We start from the raw sequence: 16,827 nt of genomic DNA on the forward strand, positions 1-16,827 counted from the left end.
AATCCCCCTCGCCACAAGGGGATGTGTTCAGCTATTCAAAGGCTGGTTACTTGCACACGTCAGCAATAGCCTCAGCCAGCAAATCCAGGCGCGTGGCGTCGATGCCTGCCACGTTGGCCCGGCCTGTGCCGACCATGTACACGCTGTGGCGTTCGCGCAGGAGCCTGACCTGTTCCGGCGTCAGGCCGGTGTAGGAAAACATTCCCCGTTGCACGCCGATATGGGCGAAGCGCTCACGCAACCCGTGGGGTTCGAGCGCTTCCAGCAGGCCGCTGCGCAACTGCGCAATGCGCAGGCGCATGGTCTGCACTTCGTCGGCCCACAGGCTTTTGAGGTCCGGGTTGCCCAGGATCGTCGCCACTACCGCCGCGCCATGATCCGGCGGCGTCGACCACAGGTTGCGAGCGATGTTCGCCAGTTGGCTGCGGATATCCACCAGTTTGTCGGCATCGCCGGCGCAGACGATCAGCGCACCGGTGCGGTCGCGGTACAGGCCGAAGTTCTTCGAACAGGAACTGGTGATCAGAACTTCAGGCAGTGCCTGGGCAAACAGCCGGACGGCCCAGGCGTCCTGCTCCAGCCCATCGCCGAAACCTTGATAAGCGAAGTCGATCAACGGCAGCAGGTTGCGGCTGCGCATCACTTCCAGCACCTGGCGCCATTGTTCCTGGGTCAAGTCGAAGCCGGTGGGGTTATGGCAGCAGGCATGCAGCAACACCACATCGCCCTTGGGTGCCTGGCTCAGGGTCGCCAGCATCGCTTCGAAATCCAGGCGGTTGTCGGTGCCTACATAGGGGTAATGGCTGGCTTTGACCCCGGCGGCGGCGAAGATGGTTTCGTGAATCGGCCAGGTCGGGTTGCTCAACCAAACGCCGCGGCCCGGCAGGCACTGGGCAATGAAGTCGGCACTCAGGCGCAGGGCGCCGGTGCCGCCCGGCGTCTGGGTCGCACCGGCGCGTTTGTCCTTGATCAGCGTCGAGTCGGCGCCCAGCACCAGTTCATTGATCAACTGGTCGAACGCGGCGTCGCCATGACCGCCGATGTAGGTCTTGGTGCTCTGGCGGTCCACCAGGCGCTGCTCGGCCTGTTTGACTGCCGCAAGAATCGGCGTCAGGCCTTGGGCGTCTTTATAGACGCCCACGCCCAGGTCGAACTTGCCCGGATTGCTGTCCGCCGCGTAAGCCTCCATCAGGCCGAGGATCGGATCGCCGGGCACCCGGCCGATGGCATCGAAATGCATTACTTGCGGCCCTCGGCGGTCTTGGCCACTTCATCGGTGCGGGCGGCCATGATGAAGTCGTTGCGGTGCAAGCCCTTGATGGAGTGGCTCCACCAGGTCACGGTGACTTTGCCCCATTCGGTGAGCAGACCCGGGTGATGACCTTCGGCCTCGGAGATTTCCCCGACGGCGTTGGTGAAGGCCAGGGCGTGCTTGAAATTCTTGAACAGGAAGACTTTTTCCAGCTGCATCACGCCGTCGCGCACTTCGATGTTCCAGTCCGGGATCTGCTTGATCAGTACCGGCAGTTCTTCGTCGCTGACTTGTGGCGCGTCGGCGCGGCAGGCTTCGCAATGGGCTTGGTTCAGAGTGTTCATGGTGTGTTCCCGGATCGAATATTTGAAAAACGTCGATGCACTCACGCTAAAGCAAAGCCGCGTTGTGCAACAGACTCAATTGAGATTAAAAGACGCGGTTCACGCAGCTTTTGGCGGAAATTTCGGAGCGTGCAGGCCCAGTTCGCGACCGCGCTTGACCATGCCCATGATGTCTTCGTGGGCCAGGTCGAACAGGCGCTTGAGCTCGGGGAGCACGAAATACACCGGCTGCAGGATGTCGATGCGATACGGCGTGCGCATGGCTTCCAGCGGATCGAAGGCTTGATGCTCCGGCTCGTCTGACAAGCAGTAAACGGTTTCCTTGGGCGAAGACAGGATGCCGCCACCGTAGATGCGTCGGCCTTGCGGGGTTTGCACCAGGCCGAACTCAATGGTCATCCAGTACAAGCGCGCCAGGTAGACGCGTTCTTCCTTGGAAGCCTGTAAGCCGAGTTTGCCGTAGGTGTGGGTAAATTCTGCAAACCAGGGGTTGGTCAGCAGCGGGCAGTGGCCAAATATCTCGTGGAAAATGTCCGGCTCTTGCAGGTAATCCAGTTCTTCGCGGGTACGAATAAACGTCGCGACGGGAAACTGCTTGCTGGCGAGCAATTCAAAAAAGGTCTGGAAGGGGATCAGTGCTGGTACTCGCGCCACTTGCCAACCGGTGGTTTCGCCCAACACCTTGTTGATTTCACCCAATTGCGGAATACGGTCGTGGGGCAGGCCGAGCTTGTCGATACCGTCCAGGTACTCCTGGCACGCACGGCCTTCGATGACTTTGAGCTGGCGGGTGATCAGCGTGTTCCACACCGCGTGTTCTTCGGCGGTGTAGTGAATAAAACCTTGCGCATCGGGCTCGCGGGCCACGTATTGCGTCTGCTTCATGCTGCTCTCCTGCTGATTTTCCTCGGGGGACGGCTTGTTTGTTGTTATGTCCAGCGATGCATTAGAGATAACCCGAAGCAGGGATGTGTGCAGCAGGCAGACAAGAGCGGGTATCGCGATAAAGGTGTGGTTTCGTAAAGTTTTCGTTACAGGTCTGGCTGTTCTTCGCTATTGTCGGGTTTTTCGACTGGGAAATGGCCTACAACTGTCACATAATCTTGACGTTTATTTGCGCTGCCACGCAGAAAAAACTTGTGGCGAGGGAGCTTGCTCCCGCTGGGCTGCGAAGCAGCCCGCTCTCCCATGCTTGCATACACATCGATATCGGGCCTTTTCATGCGCATCAAAGTCCATTGCCAGAACCGCATCGGCATCCTGCGGGACATCCTCAACCTGCTGGTGGAGTACGGCATCAACGTCGCCCGCGGGGAAGTGGGCGGTGAGCACGGCAATGCGATTTATCTGCACTGCCCGAATCTGATCAACATCCAGTTTCAGGCGCTTCGCCCGAAGTTCGAAGGCATTGCCGGGGTCTTCGGCGTCAAGCGGGTGGGGTTGATGCCCAGTGAACGTCGGCACATGGAGCTCAACGCGCTGCTCGGCGCCCTGGAGTTTCCGGTGCTGTCCATCGACATGGGGGGTTCCATCGTCGCCGCCAACCGGGCTGCGGCGCAGTTGCTCGGGGTGCGAGTGGACGAAGTGCCGGGGATTCCACTGTCCCGGTACGCCGAGGATTTTGACCTGCCGGAGCTGGTGCGCGCCAATCAGTCACGCATCAACGGTTTGCGGGTCAAGGTCAGGGGCGATGTGTTTCTGGCGGACATCGCGCCACTGCAATCGGAGCACGACGACAGCGAGGCCATGGCCGGTGCGGTGCTGACGCTGCATCGGGCGGACCGGGTTGGCGAGCGCATTTATAACGTGCGCAAGCAGGAACTGCGCGGCTTCGACAGCATTTTCCAGAGTTCGAAGGTGATGGCGGCGGTCGTCCGGGAAGCCCGGCGCATGGCGCCACTGGATGCGCCGCTGTTGATAGAAGGCGAAACCGGCACTGGCAAAGAGTTGCTAGCTCGCGCCTGTCACCTGGCGAGTCCGCGCGGGCAGTCACCGTTGATGGCACTCAACTGTGCGGGGTTGCCCGAATCCATGGCCGAGACCGAACTGTTCGGCTACGGTCCCGGTGCTTTCGAGGGGGCCCGGGCCGAAGGCAAGCTCGGTTTGCTCGAACTGACCGCCGGAGGCACGTTGTTCCTCGACGGGGTAGGGGAAATGAGCCCGCGCCTGCAAGTGAAATTGCTGCGCTTTTTGCAGGACGGTTGCTTCCGTCGTGTAGGCAGCGATGAAGAGGTGTACCTGGATGTCAGGGTGATCTGTGCGACCCAGGTGGATTTGTCTGAGCTCTGCGCCCGAGGGGAATTTCGTCAGGATCTGTACCACCGTTTGAACGTCCTTTCGCTGCACATCCCGCCTCTGCGCGAATGCCTCGACGGCTTGATGCCGCTGGTGGAGCATTTTCTTGACCAGGCCAGTCGGCAGATTGGTTGTGCGCTACCGAAACTGGCCCCGGCGGCGATGGACCGTCTCAGCCACTACCATTGGCCAGGCAACGTTCGGCAGCTGGAAAACGTGCTGTTCCAGGCTGTCTCCCTGTGTGATGGCGCAACGGTGAAAGCCGAGCATATCCGTCTGCCGGACTACGGCGTGCGTCAGCCTCTGGGGGACTTTTCCCTGGAGGGTGGGCTGGACGACATCGTCGGGCGATTCGAGAAAGCCGTGCTTGAGCGGCTGTATTCCGAACACCCCAGCAGCCGGCAACTGGGCAAGCGGCTGGGGGTTTCCCATACGACCATTGCCAATAAGTTGCGTGAGTATGATGTGGGTAAGGCCGGCTCATAATAGTTGCTTACCTGTTGTGTTTGGTGGGGACTTCTATTGCGAGCAGGCTCGCTCCCACAGGGGTATCGAGTGTTCAAAAATCCTGCGAGCACCCAAGATCCATGGTGGGAGCGAGCCTGCTCGCGATGACGGCAGTAGCCGTTGCCAGAAGGTCAAGCGTTGCCACCAAACGGCATGACACCGCCGGTTTTTCGTCTTCGATACATTTACCCCAATCCCTTCAATAACCCTGAAGCCCTTTGTTTGTGCGGCTCGACGGCGCCAGAAAAAAGTTGGTCTGCAAATTGCTTAGTGCTCAGCAGTACAGCAGTGGACGGCAAACGTCCGGCATGCAGAGGAACGACAGTGGACAAGTACCTTTATGTGGCAATGACCGGCGCCAGCCAGAACGCACTGGCGCAGCGGGCCCATGCCAACAACCTGGCGAACATCTCCACCAACGGTTTTCAGAAAGACCTGGAGCAGGCTCGTTCGATGCCGGTGTTTGGCGACAGCTTTCCGGCGCGGGCATTTGCCATGTCCGAGCGTCCAGCCACCGACTTCACCCCTGGCGCGCTGGTGGAAACCGGCCGCGACCTCGACGTGGCAGTCAGCGGGCCGGGCTGGATGGCTGTGCAGAACCCTGAAGGCGGTGAAAGCTACGTGCGCACCGGCAGCCTCAACGTTGACGCCCTGGGCGTGCTGCGGGCCGGCAACGGTATGCCGGTGATGGGCAACGGTGGTCCGATCGCCGTGCCGCCAGAGCAGAAAATCGAAATCGGCCAGGACGGCACCATCAGTATCCGCGCCATGGGTGAAGGCCCGCGCGTGATGGCTGAAGTCGACCGCATCAAGCTGGTCAACCCGGATCTTCGCAACATGACCAAGGGCCTGGACGGCACCATCCGCACCAAGGACGGCCAGCCGGCTGTCATTGATGCCAACGTGCAACTGGTGTCGGGTTTCCAGGAAGCGAGCAACGTCAATGCCGTGGACGAGATGACTTCGGTGCTGGCCCTGGCCAAGCAGTTCGAGCTTCACGTCAAGATGATGAACACCGCCAAAGAAGGCGACGAAGCCATGGCTCGGGTCTTGCAGATCTAATCATTAATTACAGCGTCGCGCCGAAAAACAGGCGTACGAGGAGAATCGAATGCTTCCGGCTCTTTGGGTTGCCAAAACAGGTCTGTCCGCCCAGGACACCAACCTTTCTACTATTTCCAACAACCTGGCGAACGTGTCGACCACGGGTTTCAAGCGTGATCGCGCCGAGTTCCAGGACCTGCTGTACCAGGTCAAACGCCAGCCAGGCGCCCAATCGACCCAAGACAGCGAATTGCCGTCGGGCCTGCAAGTGGGGACCGGTGTGCGCATCGTCGGCACCCAGAAAAACTTCACCGCCGGTAGCCTGCAAACCACCGAGCAGCCGCTGGACATGGCCATCGACGGTCGCGGTTTCTTCCAGATCCTGCAGCCCGATGGCACCACGTCCTACACCCGTGACGGTACGTTCCACCTCGATTCCAATGGCCAGATCGTCAACGCCAGCGGTTTCGCCCTGGAACCGGCGATCATCATCCCGAACGACGCCCAAACGTTCACCGTGGGCCGCGACGGCACCGTGTCCATCACTGTGGCGGGCAACCCTGCTTCGCAGGTGATCGGCAACCTGCAGACTGCCGACTTCATCAACCCGGCCGGCCTGCAAGCGGTGGGTAACAACCTGTTCCTGGAAACCGCGGCCAGCGGCGCGCCACAAGTCGGCACGCCAGGCCTGAACGGCTTCGGTACCACGCTGCAGAACACCCTGGAAACGTCCAACGTGAGCACCGTGGAGGAGATGGTCAACATGATCACCACCCAGCGCGCCTACGAGATGAACTCCAAGGTGATCTCCACCGCCGACCAGATGCTCTCGTTCGTTACGCAGAATCTGTAATCACGTCTATAGGGCGGCTTGAGGCCGCCTGCAACACCAAGAGGTAGGGTCATGAATCGCTTCGTATCTGTTCTGGCACTGAGTGGAGTTACTGCGCTCGCGGGCTGTGTCGCGCCAACGCCCAAGGCCAATGACCCGTACTACGCTCCGGTGTTGCCGCGCACGCCGTTGCCGGCCGCTGCCAACAACGGTTCGATCTACCAGGCTGGCTTCGAGCAGAACCTGTATAGCGACCGTAAGGCTTTCCGGGTTGGGGACATCATCACCATCACCCTGAACGAACGGACCCAGGCCAGCAAGAACGCCAACTCGCAGATCGACAAGACCAGCGAGACCAGCGTTGGCCTGACGTCGTTGTTCGGCTCCAGCCTGACCACCAACAATCCCATCGGTGGCGGGGACCTGAGCCTCAACGCCGGTTATGGCTCCGACCGGGCCACCAAGGGCGACAGCAAGTCCGGACAGAGCAACAGCCTGACCGGCTCGATCACCGTGACCGTCGCCGATGTGTTGCCCAATGGCATCATCGTTGTGCGGGGCGAGAAGTGGCTGACCCTCAACACCGGTGACGAGCTGGTGCGCATCGCCGGCATGGTTCGCGCCGATGATATCGCTACCGACAACACCGTCTCGTCGACCCGTGTAGCCGATGCACGTATTACCTACTCGGGCACCGGTGCTTTTGCCGATGCGAGTCAGCCAGGCTGGTTCGACCGTTTCTTCCTCAGCCCGAAGTTCCCTTTCTAGGTGGCCCAGTTGAATCTTAAGCGGTTGAATCTCAAGCAGCTGTTGATGGGGGCACTGCTGATGTCGGCGGCCTTCACCGCTCAAGCCGAGCGTCTGAAGGACATCGCCAGCATTTCCGGCGTGCGCTCCAACCAGTTGATCGGCTATGGCCTGGTCGTGGGTCTCAATGGCACGGGCGACCAGACCACCCAGACCCCGTTCACCCTGCAAACCTTCAACAACATGTTGTCGCAGTTCGGTATCAAGGTGCCGGCGGGTTCGGGCAACGTGCAGTTGAAAAACGTGGCGGCGGTGTCGGTCAGTGCCGACCTGCCGGCGTTCGCCAAACCCGGACAGCAGGTGGATATCACTGTTTCGTCCATCGGTAACTCCAAGAGCCTGCGCGGCGGCACCCTGTTGCTGACGCCGCTCAAGGGCATCGACGGCAACGTCTACGCCGTCGCCCAGGGCAACCTGGTGGTGGGCGGTTTTGACGCCGAAGGGCGTGACGGTTCCAAGATCACCGTCAACGTTCCGTCGGCTGGCCGCATTCCTGGCGGTGCGTCGGTGGAACGTGCGGTGCCGAGTGGTTTCAACCAGGGCAACAGCCTGACCCTGAACCTCAACCGTTACGACTTCACTACCGCCAAGCGCATCGTTGACAAGATCAACGACATGCTTGGCCCTGGCGTGGCCCAGGCCATCGACGGCGGTTCGGTGCGCGTCACCGCGCCTCTGGATCCGAGTCAGCGGGTCGACTATTTGTCGATCCTGGAAAACCTCGAAGTCGATCCAGGCCAGGCGGTTGCGAAAGTCATCATCAACTCGCGCACCGGCACCATTGTGATCGGCCAGAACGTCAAGGTTTCACCCGCCGCGGTGACCCACGGCAGCCTGACCGTGACCATTACCGAAGACCCGATCGTCAGCCAGCCTGGACCCTTGTCCAATGGCCAGACCGCCGTGGTGCCCCGTTCGCGGGTCAATGCCGAGCAGGAAGCCAAGCCGATGTTCAAGTTCGGCCCGGGCACCACCCTGGATGAAATTGTCCGTGCGGTGAACCAGGTCGGCGCGGCGCCGGGCGACTTGATGGCGATTCTCGAAGCCTTGAAGCAGGCCGGCGCGTTGCAAGCCGATCTGATCGTGATTTAAAGGAACGAGCCATGGATATGCGTAAGGGCGCTTTGATCAGCGGGGATTCGGGTTCCTACTCGGACCTCAATCGCCTGAACCAGCTCAAGGTCGGCGACAAGAACAGTGACGGCAACCTGCGCAAAGTGGCGCAGGAATTCGAGTCGCTGTTCATCGGTGAAATGCTCAAGTCCATGCGTGCGGCCACCGAGTCGATGGGCAAGGACAATCCGCTCAATACCGCTGAAGCCAAGCAGTACCAGGAAATGTACGATCAGCAGTTGGCCGTTTCCATGTCTCGCGAGGGCGGTGGTATCGGCCTGGCCGACGTGCTGTTGCGCCAGATGTCCAAGAACAAACCCCTGGTGTCAGGCGAGGCGGCAACGCTGTCGGCCGGCAAGCAGGAGCAAGCGTTGGACGAGGCCGTCAAGGCCTCGGTGCCGACGCCCATTGCCGCCGGAACATTATCCGACGGGCCATTGTCGCGCTCCAACGGCCAGCGTCCGCTGTGGGCTTCGCGGGCCGTGAGTGCGCCGCAAGGGGCGGGCGAGGGCGTTCACCGCAACGACATGGAATTGCTCAACCAGCGCCGCCTGGCCTTGCCGCCAAAACTGGCCGATCGGCTGCTTGCCGGGCTGGTGCCTTCGGCTGCCGCAGCGCCTGACGTCAAGGCGCAGAATATTTTGCCGGATCGTGCCATCACCGCCGTCAAGCCTGCCACCGGCGAACTGGCCAATGGCGACTGGCTGGCCGCGCTCAAGGCGTCAGAGCCGAGCGGGTCCATGCAGGTGTACGGGCGTGCCGTGGCGCAGCCACCCCTGGCTCCAGCCCGCAAGGCCTTCCGCGATGCTGACGAGTTCGTCGATGCCATGCTGCCAATGGCCAAGGAAGCCGCGGACCGTATCGGCGTGGACCCTCGTTACCTGGTGGCCCAGGCGGCCCTGGAAACCGGCTGGGGCAAGTCGGTCATGCGTCAGCCTGATGGCAGCAGCAGCCACAACCTGTTCGGTATCAAGGCCAGCAAGAACTGGACGGGCGATTCGGCGCGGGCGATCACCAGCGAATTCCGCAATGGCGAGATGGTCAAGGAGACGGCCCAGTTCCGTTCCTACGCCTCGTATCGCGACAGCTTCCATGACCTGGTCAATCTGCTGCAAAGCAACAGTCGCTATCAAGATGTGCTGAAGTCGGCCGATAACCCGGAACAGTTTGTGCGTGAGTTGCAGAAGGCCGGTTACGCCACCGACCCTAACTACGCCAGCAAGATTTCGAATATAGCCCGGCAGATGACCAGTTACCAAAACTACGCTTCGGCTGGCGCCACCACGACTTTATAAGGTCTGAACCATGAGTTTGCTCAACATCGGGATGTCGGGTCTGTCCGCAAGTCAGACCTCATTGGTGACCACGGGTAACAACATTGCCAACGTTGATACCGCCGGTTATTCGCGTCAGCAGACCGTGCAGACCACCAAGGCGTCCAATCAATACGGCAACGTGTTCATCGGCTCCGGCACCACCCTGGCCGATGTGCGCCGGGTCTATAACGCCTACCTTGAAGCGCAGTTGAAGACCACGACGTCGCTCAACAGCGATGCGGCCGCTTATCAAGGGCAGATTACCCCGCTCGATGCCTTGCTGTCGGACAGTGGTACGGGCCTCAATGGCGCGCTGACCAAGTTCTTCGCGTCGGTGCAGAACGTCAACGCCAAGCCGGGCGATGATGCGTCCCGTCAGTTGCTGCTTAGCGATGCGCAAGCCTTGAGCAACCGTTTCAATTCGGTCGCCAGCCAATTGACGGAGCAGAATCAGAACATCAACGGCAACCTGTCGAGCATGGTCGATCAGGTCAACAAACTGGCCACCACCGTCGCTCAGTTGAACAAGAAAATCGCCGAAGTCTCCAACTCCGGCGGCGCCCCCAACGACCTGCTCGACGCCCGCAACCAGACCATTCTCCAGCTCTCGGCCTTCACCGGCACTCAGATCGTGGAGAACGGCAGCAGCCTGGACATCTACTTGGGTTCCGGCCAGCCGCTGGTGATGGGCAATACCGTCAACACCCTGGAAACCGTACCGGACAAAAACGATCCGGGCCGTCTGGGGATCCAGCTCAATAGCGGTTCCAGTGTCATGGACCTCACCCAGGTACTTACCGGTGGCGAGATCGGCGGCCTGATGCGCTATCGCAGCACTGTGCTTGACCCGGCCATGAATGAACTGGGCCGCGTGGCCCTGGTGGTCGCCGACCAGATGAACGCGATCCAGGCTGCGGGCATCGACAAGAACGGCGCCTTCGGTTCCAACCTGTTCACCAACATCAACAGTGCCGCGCAGATGAGTCAGCGCAGTGTTGCCGCGTTGAACAATAGCGCCGGTTCCGGCAACTTCAACGTGGCCATCGAAGACACCGGCGCGCTGACCACCAATGATTATAAGGTGAAGTTCACCAGCGCTACCGACTACACGGTCCAGCGCCTGCCCGACGGCACTTCGATGGGTTCGTTCAATACCGCGACGACGCCGCCGCCGGTGATCGACGGTTTCTCGATGACCTTCGCCAACGGCACCGCTGCCGCTGGCGATTCGTTCAAGATCACCCCGACCCGCAACGCGGCGAGCAGTATCAAGACCGAGATGACCGACTCCAAGCGGCTGGCGATTGCCGCGCCGCTGGGCGCAGCCATCGTGCCGGGCGGCAGCGGTACGCTGACCATTCCGGCCAGCGGCCAGCCGACCATGACGTCGCAGTTGGACATCTACGACGAAGCCACCACCACCATCATCCAGAACGGCATCAAGACCTCGATGCCAGTCAAGGTGGTCTTCGGCGCGACGTCCGCCGACGGCACCAGCCAGGCTTACCAGTTGCTCGATGCCACGGGCTTCGAGATCAGCAATGGCACGATCAAGCCCGGCCAGAGCAATACCTTGAGCCTGAGCGTTCCACTCCAGGATGCCAGCGGCAACCCGATCATGGATTCCTCGGCACCGCCGGTGCAGCGTACCGTCACCTTCGACATGTCGATTGCTGGCGCACCGTCCAACGGTGCCGCGATCGATGTGAGCGTCAGCCAGGCCGGCAGCCTGGATAACCGTAACGGCACTGTCCTGGCCGGTTTGCAGACTGCCAAGACCGTGGACACCGGTTCCGCCAGCAAGGGCATTTCGTTGAACGATGCCTACGGCAAGCTGGTGGAGGGCGTAGGTTCCAAGGCCGCCCAGGGCAAGCTCGACAGCGCCGCCACCGGCGCGATCCTGGATAACGCCAAGGGCGCTCGCGATTCGCTGTCGGGCGTGGACCTGGACGAAGAAACCGGCAACCTGGTCAAGTATCAGCAGTACTACACCGCGTCTTCGCAGATCATCAAGGCTGCGCAGGAAATCTTCAGCACATTGATCAACAGTCTTTAAGGAGTCGTAGCCCATGCGAATTTCTACCGCCCAGTTTTACGAATCCACGGCTGCGAACTATCAGAAAAACTTCGCCAATGTGGTCAAGACCAGCGAAGAGGCCAGCAGCCTGGTGCGCATCAATACCGCCGCCGATGACCCGGTAGGGGCTTCGCGTTTGTTGCAGTTGGGCACACAGGCCTCGATGCTGGCCCAGTATGAAACCAACGCCAACACCATCAAGGCAACCCTGGGCACCACTGAAGCGGTGATGACCAGCATTGGCAACGTGCTGCAGCGCGCCAAGGAATTGGCCGTCGGTGCCGGCAACGCTGGCTACACCGACGCCGACCGCCAGGCCAACGCCTCGGAGCTGGCGCAGATCGAAGAGCAGTTGCTCAGCCTGATGAACAGCAAGGACGAAAACGGCAAATACATTTTCGCCGGTTCCAAGGGCGATACCATCCCGTTCACCCGCAACACCGATGGCAGCTACAGCTACAACGGTGACCAGGTGACCCTCGACCTGCCGGTCGGCGACACCATGTCGATGGCCACCAACAGCACCGGCTGGGAAGCGTTCCAGCTGGCCGTCAACACCAGCCGCAGCCAGGTCACCATGACCGCGCCGGCGGTGGACGATGGTCGTGTCGTGCTGTCCAACGGTCAGGTGTCGTCCAGTGTCAGCTACAACAGCAAATTCCGCAGCGGCGAACCGTATACCGTTGAGTTCACCAGCGGCACGCAGTTGAGAATCACCGACTCCGGCGGCAACGACGTCACCGCCGAAGCCAGCCAGGGCGGCGCTTTTGATCCCACCAGCAAAAGCGGTCAGGCGGTGCAGTTCCGTGGTCTGGAATTGACCCTGAACATCAATCTGCAAACCGGTGATGATGCCAATACCGTGTTGCCGGGCCATACCTTCACCCTGGCCGCCAAGCCGGACACCTTTGCCGCGACCCGCAGCCCGGGCAATCCGACCGCCGTCCAGGTCACGGGCAGCGAGATCACCGACCCGGTGGCGTATCACGCCAGTTTCCCTACCGGTTCGGCCGTATTGAAGTTCACCAGCGCCACCGATTTCGACCTGTACGCCGCGCCGTTGACCGCCAACAGCCAGCCGGTGTCCAGCGGCACCCTGGCCGGCAACGTGGCCACTGCCTCGGGCGTGAGCTTCACCCTGAACGGTACGCCCGGTGCGGACGATCAGTTCAGCATCGCGGTCAATACCCACGAGACCCAGAACATTCTGGACACCGTGAACCAGCTGAAAACCGCGTTGAACACGCCGACCAACAACGATCCGATTGCGCTGCAGAAGCTGCAGGCTTCGCTGGCTTCTGGTATCGGCAACCTGGCCAGCGGCACCGATCAGTTGTCCAGCGCCTTGAGTTCGGTAGGTGGGCGTGGTCAGGCTCTGGAAGCCCAAAGCGACACGAACCAGAGCCTGTTGTTGGCCAATAACCAGACCCAATCGTCGATTCGTGATTCCGATGCCGCCGAAGTGATGACTCGCCTGACCTTGCAGCAGACCATGTTGCAGGCTTCGCAACTGGCTTTCAGCAAGATCGCCCAACTGGGCCTGTTCAACAAGATCTGAGCCGGTATCGACCGAGCCGCCAACCGTCTTTTTTAAGCGGTTCCGGGGCTCCGGCCTGAAAAGGTCGGGGCCCGCCGCTCGAGAGTTTTCGCCGTGAAACCATTGCCCCTCGTCAGTATTGTCATTCCTGCGTACAACCCCCGGTTCTTCGATCAGGCACTGCTCAGTGCCCTGGCCCAGACTTACGAGCAGATCGAAATCGTTGTCTGCGACGATTCGTCTGGCGATGAAATTCGCCGGATAGTCGATTCCTTCACTGAGCCGTCCCATCCGATCCGCTATCTGCGAAATCCGCAGCGACTGGGGCTTCAGGGCAACCTGTTGCGTTGTGTCGAAGAGGCCAGGGGCGAGTTCATCAAAGTGCTGTGCGACGATGATCGGCTGTTTGCGCCGAGCATTGCCAAGCAAGCTCAGGTGCTGATCGATCACGCCGATGCCAGCGTGGTATTTGCTCTTCGGTTGTTGTGTGATGCGGGTAATTTTATTCTCCCTCCGCGAGTCGACAATTGCCGTTTTGCGCCGAATGATGCTCTGCTCAAAGGCGACGACATGCTCGCCATTTTCGAGAAAACGCCGACCAATTTCGTCGGTAATTTCAGTTCGGCTCTGATGCGCCGGGCTGATGTACAGGCATTGTTGCCAACCCTGGTGCAAGAGGGCGTGGGGTTTGTGGCCATGCTCGACTTCGCCCTGTTCGTCTGCCTGATGCGTCGCGGCAATCTGGTAGCGCTCGGTACCGTGTTGAGTATCGAGCGCCTGTACCCCGAGCGTTTGAGTAAGACCCCCGAGATGCTCAAGGCCGCCAAGGTAGAGTGGGACTGGCTGGCGCAGATGTTGGCGGTGCGCAACGGTGAGTCGGCACCGGCCTCGGGATGGGTGCGTTATATTGACTTGATCGACATTACTGACCAGCCCCATGCATGGCGGGAGCTGTGCATAACACGTGTGCTGGGCAATCGCAGCACGGTGGTCAATGGCCGGGTGGGGGCGCAGAGCGAGAGTTACGCTGAGTTTTACCGCGAGTGGCTGGCGATCCGTCGGTTCAGCGATGCTGAACAACGGGTCATGCCCCAGCGCATCGACAGCTGGCCGGTGAGGCCAAAAATCGTTCCCGTGGTCATCGACAGTGTCGGCAGCAGTGCGGCGCTGGACACAACGCTGCGCAGCATTGCTGACCAGTTGTACCCGGCTCAAGCGGTTTTGGTGTTATCCGATGCCCATTGCGAGGCTGATGAACGTGTGATGCAGTTGCCGTACCAGCCGAACTGGGCGGTTCAGCTCAATGCCATCGTTCCTCAGTTGGAAGGCGCGCACTGGTTCTATCTGTTGCGAGCTGGCGACACCTTGCGCGATTCAGCGCTGTTGATCCTGGCCGAGCGAGTGGCGGGTTCGCCCGGCATTCTCTGCGCTTACAGTGACGAGGGCGCACTGGTGGGCGGGGAGTCCGTGGAGCCGGTGTTCAAACCCGATTTCAACGTTGATCTGATGCGTGCCTATCCCTACGTTGGCCGGACCCTTGCCTTCGAGCGTGAGCGTTTTATGACCCTGGGCGGTTTTGACCCCGCTCGTGGTGAGCTGGCGCCCCACGATTTGCTCTGGCGCTTTGTGGAGGAGACCGGACCTCAGGCCATCGGGCACATCGCCGAGATTCAGGTTGAATCGACGCTGACCTTCGCCCAATGGCTATCGTGGCCCGAGGTTATCGAGGGTAATGCTGCAATGGTGGGGGCGCATCTTGACCGCATTGGCATGCCCCATGAAATTCGCCAGGATGGGTTGCCACTGATCAATCGCATCGACTACCGGCAGGATGTGCGTCCGTTGGTATCGATCATTGTGCGCACTGGCGACTCGCTGCATGCCTTACAGCGTTGCACTGAAAGTCTGATCGAGCTTACTGCCTATTCGCAGTACGAAATCTTGATTGTCGATAGTGGTACACAAGAGCCCGCCATGCTCGACTGGTTGGCGAACATGGCGCAGTTGGGCGCGAGCATGTTGAGAGTCTTGCGTTACGCCGGTGATGACAGCGATGCGGCGGTGCATAACTTTGCCGTGAGTCAGTCCCGGGGTGAATACTTGTTGTTTCTCAGTCCGCAAACGGTCATTTGTGAAAGTGACTGGCTGGATGAGTTGCTCAACCACGCCCGGCGGCCGGAAGTTGCCGTTGTGGGGGCGAGAATACTCAGCCCGCAGGGCGCAATTGTCGGGGGCGGGCAGATTCTGGGATTGGCGGGACCGGTGGGATCGCCGTTTTATGGCGAGCCGGCTGATACCCGCGGTTATATGCAGCGCTTGCACGTTACCCAGAACTGGAGTTCGGTGAGCCGCGATTGTCTGATGGTCCGCAAGCAGGTATTCGATGACCTCGGATACTTCGATGAGACAACTTTTACCCGCGGCCTTAGCGACGTCGACTTATGTCTGCGTGCGGGCAAAGAGGGGTATCTGGTGGTTTGGACGCCTTACGCCAGTGTCATGCATACGGGGAAAACTGTACGCTCGCTTCAGCCAGAAGCCTCTCCAGTATTGGAGCGTGAGACAGAGGTTTTTTATCGCAAGTGGTTGCCACAGGTTGCCCGGGATCCGGCTTACAACCCCTCTTTGAGTCTGGGAGCGTCGAGCTTTAGCCTGGAGCCCTCGCTGCGTAGCAACTGGAACCCTTTCTGCAGCCGCACCTTGCCACTGGTGCTCGGCTTGCCGGTCAACACCACCGCTGTTGGAAGCTACCGTGTCACTGCTCCATTGTCCGAACTCGAATCCGCCGGGCGAGTGATTGCCCGTGTGGCTTATGAGTCGCCCTCAATGGTGGATATCGAGCGCCTGTCCCCAGACACCATAATTTTGCAGTGCCGCTATAGCGAAGGCTCGACCGACGATATCCTGCGGATGAAGAAATACTCTGGTGCCTTGCGGGTTTTCGAGTTGGACGACTATGTCGTGAGTGCTCCGAAGAAAAACACCCACGCTCGCAATAAACCGGTCAACACCGAACAGCTGTTGCGTGAGGGAATTGCTTTGTGCGACCGCTTGGTCGTCACGACCCAGGCGCTGGCGGATGCCTTGTCGAGCACACACAGCGATATTCGAATCGTGCCGAACATGTTGCCGCCCAATCCTTGGGCGACACTGACCAGCCGTCGAGGTATCTCTCGCAAACCGCGAGTCGGTTGGGGTGGGGGGACCAGCCATACCGGTGATCTGGAAATTATCGCGGACGTGGTGAGAGAACTGGCCAGTGATGTTGATTGGGTATTCTTCGGCATGTGTCCCGATGCGCTGCGGCCATATATCCATGAGTTTCATCCCAGTATCAGTTTCCAGAGCTATCCGTTCAAACTGGCCAGCCTGAACCTCGACCTCGCGCTGGCGCCGCTGGAGTTCCACATCTTCAACGACTGCAAGAGCAACTTGCGCTTGCTGGAATACGGCGCCTGCGGCTATCCGGTGATCTGCACCGACACCAAGGCCTACGACGGCTTCCTGCCGTGTACCAAGGTACGCAGCAACAGCACCGAGGAATGGATTGGGGCCATTCGCATGCACCTGGCCGACCCTGACGCCAGCTACCGCATGGGCGATGAACTGCGCGAAGCGGTGCTTCGTGATTTCATGCTCAGTGGCGACAACTTGCAGCATTGGTTGTGGGGCTGGTTGCCGGACTAGCCCTGACAGGACTTGG

General features: G+C 60.3%; 12 protein-coding genes. 9 read left to right on the forward strand and 3 right to left on the reverse strand.

The genetic code is table 11. The annotated features are described in order from the left end of the window. Positions 1 to 46: 46 nt before the first annotated feature. From GKKCFE_RS06055 to phhA, 3 genes are all read right to left on the reverse strand, one after another. Complete coding sequence (locus GKKCFE_RS06055; RefSeq protein WP_445577595.1) at positions 47 to 1,240, reverse strand: amino acid aminotransferase; 1,194 nt, start codon at positions 1,238 to 1,240, stop codon at positions 47 to 49. Next, the gene (locus GKKCFE_RS06060; RefSeq protein WP_030141118.1) at positions 1,240 to 1,596 is read right to left on the reverse strand and encodes a 4a-hydroxytetrahydrobiopterin dehydratase; all 357 of its coding nucleotides are present in this window, start codon (positions 1,594 to 1,596) and stop codon (positions 1,240 to 1,242) included. Before GKKCFE_RS06060 ends, GKKCFE_RS06055 begins: the two co-directional genes overlap by 1 nt. 99 nt (positions 1,597 to 1,695) lie before the next feature. Beyond that, complete coding sequence (gene phhA, locus GKKCFE_RS06065) at positions 1,696 to 2,481, reverse strand: phenylalanine 4-monooxygenase (RefSeq protein WP_047226214.1); 786 nt, start codon at positions 2,479 to 2,481, stop codon at positions 1,696 to 1,698. A gap of 336 nt (positions 2,482 to 2,817) precedes the next feature. Here phhA and GKKCFE_RS06070 point away from each other — a divergent pair, with 336 nt between their 5' ends. The 9 genes from GKKCFE_RS06070 to GKKCFE_RS06110 all read left to right on the forward strand — a co-directional run bounded on the left by GKKCFE_RS06070 (position 2,818) and on the right by GKKCFE_RS06110 (position 16,811). Further along, the gene (locus GKKCFE_RS06070; protein ID WP_445577596.1) at positions 2,818 to 4,377 is read left to right on the forward strand and encodes a sigma-54-dependent transcriptional regulator; all 1,560 of its coding nucleotides are present in this window, start codon (positions 2,818 to 2,820) and stop codon (positions 4,375 to 4,377) included. Positions 4,378 to 4,722: 345 nt separating this feature from the next. Then, entirely contained in the window at positions 4,723 to 5,460 is a 738-nt protein-coding gene (locus GKKCFE_RS06075; RefSeq protein WP_047226216.1) for a flagellar basal body rod protein FlgF, read from the forward strand. A gap of 49 nt (positions 5,461 to 5,509) precedes the next feature. After that, positions 5,510 to 6,295, forward strand: coding sequence for a flagellar basal-body rod protein FlgG (gene flgG, locus GKKCFE_RS06080; RefSeq protein ID WP_047226217.1), 786 nt, complete (start codon positions 5,510 to 5,512; stop codon positions 6,293 to 6,295). Positions 6,296 to 6,346: 51 nt separating this feature from the next. Beyond that, positions 6,347 to 7,042, forward strand: coding sequence for a flagellar basal body L-ring protein FlgH (gene flgH / locus GKKCFE_RS06085; protein WP_047226218.1), 696 nt, complete (start codon positions 6,347 to 6,349; stop codon positions 7,040 to 7,042). A gap of 45 nt (positions 7,043 to 7,087) precedes the next feature. After that, on the forward strand, positions 7,088 to 8,173 hold the full coding sequence (locus tag GKKCFE_RS06090) for a flagellar basal body P-ring protein FlgI (RefSeq protein ID WP_160892017.1): 1,086 nt from the start codon (positions 7,088 to 7,090) through the stop codon (positions 8,171 to 8,173). An 11-nt stretch (positions 8,174 to 8,184) separates the two neighbouring features. Continuing rightward, on the forward strand, positions 8,185 to 9,489 hold the full coding sequence (gene flgJ / locus GKKCFE_RS06095) for a flagellar assembly peptidoglycan hydrolase FlgJ (protein ID WP_445577597.1): 1,305 nt from the start codon (positions 8,185 to 8,187) through the stop codon (positions 9,487 to 9,489). Between the two features lie 10 nt (positions 9,490 to 9,499). After that, a complete protein-coding gene (flgK, locus tag GKKCFE_RS06100; protein ID WP_445577598.1) occupies positions 9,500 to 11,566 on the forward strand; it encodes a flagellar hook-associated protein FlgK in 2,067 nt (688 codons plus the stop codon). A gap of 13 nt (positions 11,567 to 11,579) precedes the next feature. Next, positions 11,580 to 13,145, forward strand: a complete 1,566-nt coding sequence (locus tag GKKCFE_RS06105) for a flagellar hook-associated protein 3 (RefSeq protein ID WP_445577599.1) — start codon at positions 11,580 to 11,582, stop codon at positions 13,143 to 13,145. Between the two features lie 93 nt (positions 13,146 to 13,238). Then, on the forward strand, positions 13,239 to 16,811 hold the full coding sequence (locus GKKCFE_RS06110; protein WP_445577600.1) for a glycosyltransferase: 3,573 nt from the start codon (positions 13,239 to 13,241) through the stop codon (positions 16,809 to 16,811). The last annotated feature ends 16 nt before the right edge of the window (positions 16,812 to 16,827 follow it).

Source organism: Pseudomonas sp. E141, from assembly GCF_052659885.1.

Bases quoted from the DNA above. Each gene is read 5' to 3' on its own strand.
- GKKCFE_RS06055 (WP_445577595.1), bottom strand. From the start codon at position 1,240: ATGCATTTCGATGCCATCGGCCGGGTGCCCGGCGATCCGATCCTCGGC.
- GKKCFE_RS06060 (WP_030141118.1), bottom strand. From the start codon at position 1,596: ATGAACACTCTGAACCAAGCCCATTGCGAAGCCTGCCGCGCCGACGCG.
- phhA (WP_047226214.1), bottom strand. From the start codon at position 2,481: ATGAAGCAGACGCAATACGTGGCCCGCGAGCCCGATGCGCAAGGTTTT.
- GKKCFE_RS06070 (WP_445577596.1), top strand. From the start codon at position 2,818: ATGCGCATCAAAGTCCATTGCCAGAACCGCATCGGCATCCTGCGGGAC.
- flgG (WP_047226217.1), top strand. From the start codon at position 5,510: ATGCTTCCGGCTCTTTGGGTTGCCAAAACAGGTCTGTCCGCCCAGGAC.
- flgH (WP_047226218.1), top strand. From the start codon at position 6,347: ATGAATCGCTTCGTATCTGTTCTGGCACTGAGTGGAGTTACTGCGCTC.
- GKKCFE_RS06090 (WP_160892017.1), top strand. From the start codon at position 7,088: ATGGGGGCACTGCTGATGTCGGCGGCCTTCACCGCTCAAGCCGAGCGT.
- flgJ (WP_445577597.1), top strand. From the start codon at position 8,185: ATGGATATGCGTAAGGGCGCTTTGATCAGCGGGGATTCGGGTTCCTAC.
- flgK (WP_445577598.1), top strand. From the start codon at position 9,500: ATGAGTTTGCTCAACATCGGGATGTCGGGTCTGTCCGCAAGTCAGACC.
- GKKCFE_RS06105 (WP_445577599.1), top strand. From the start codon at position 11,580: ATGCGAATTTCTACCGCCCAGTTTTACGAATCCACGGCTGCGAACTAT.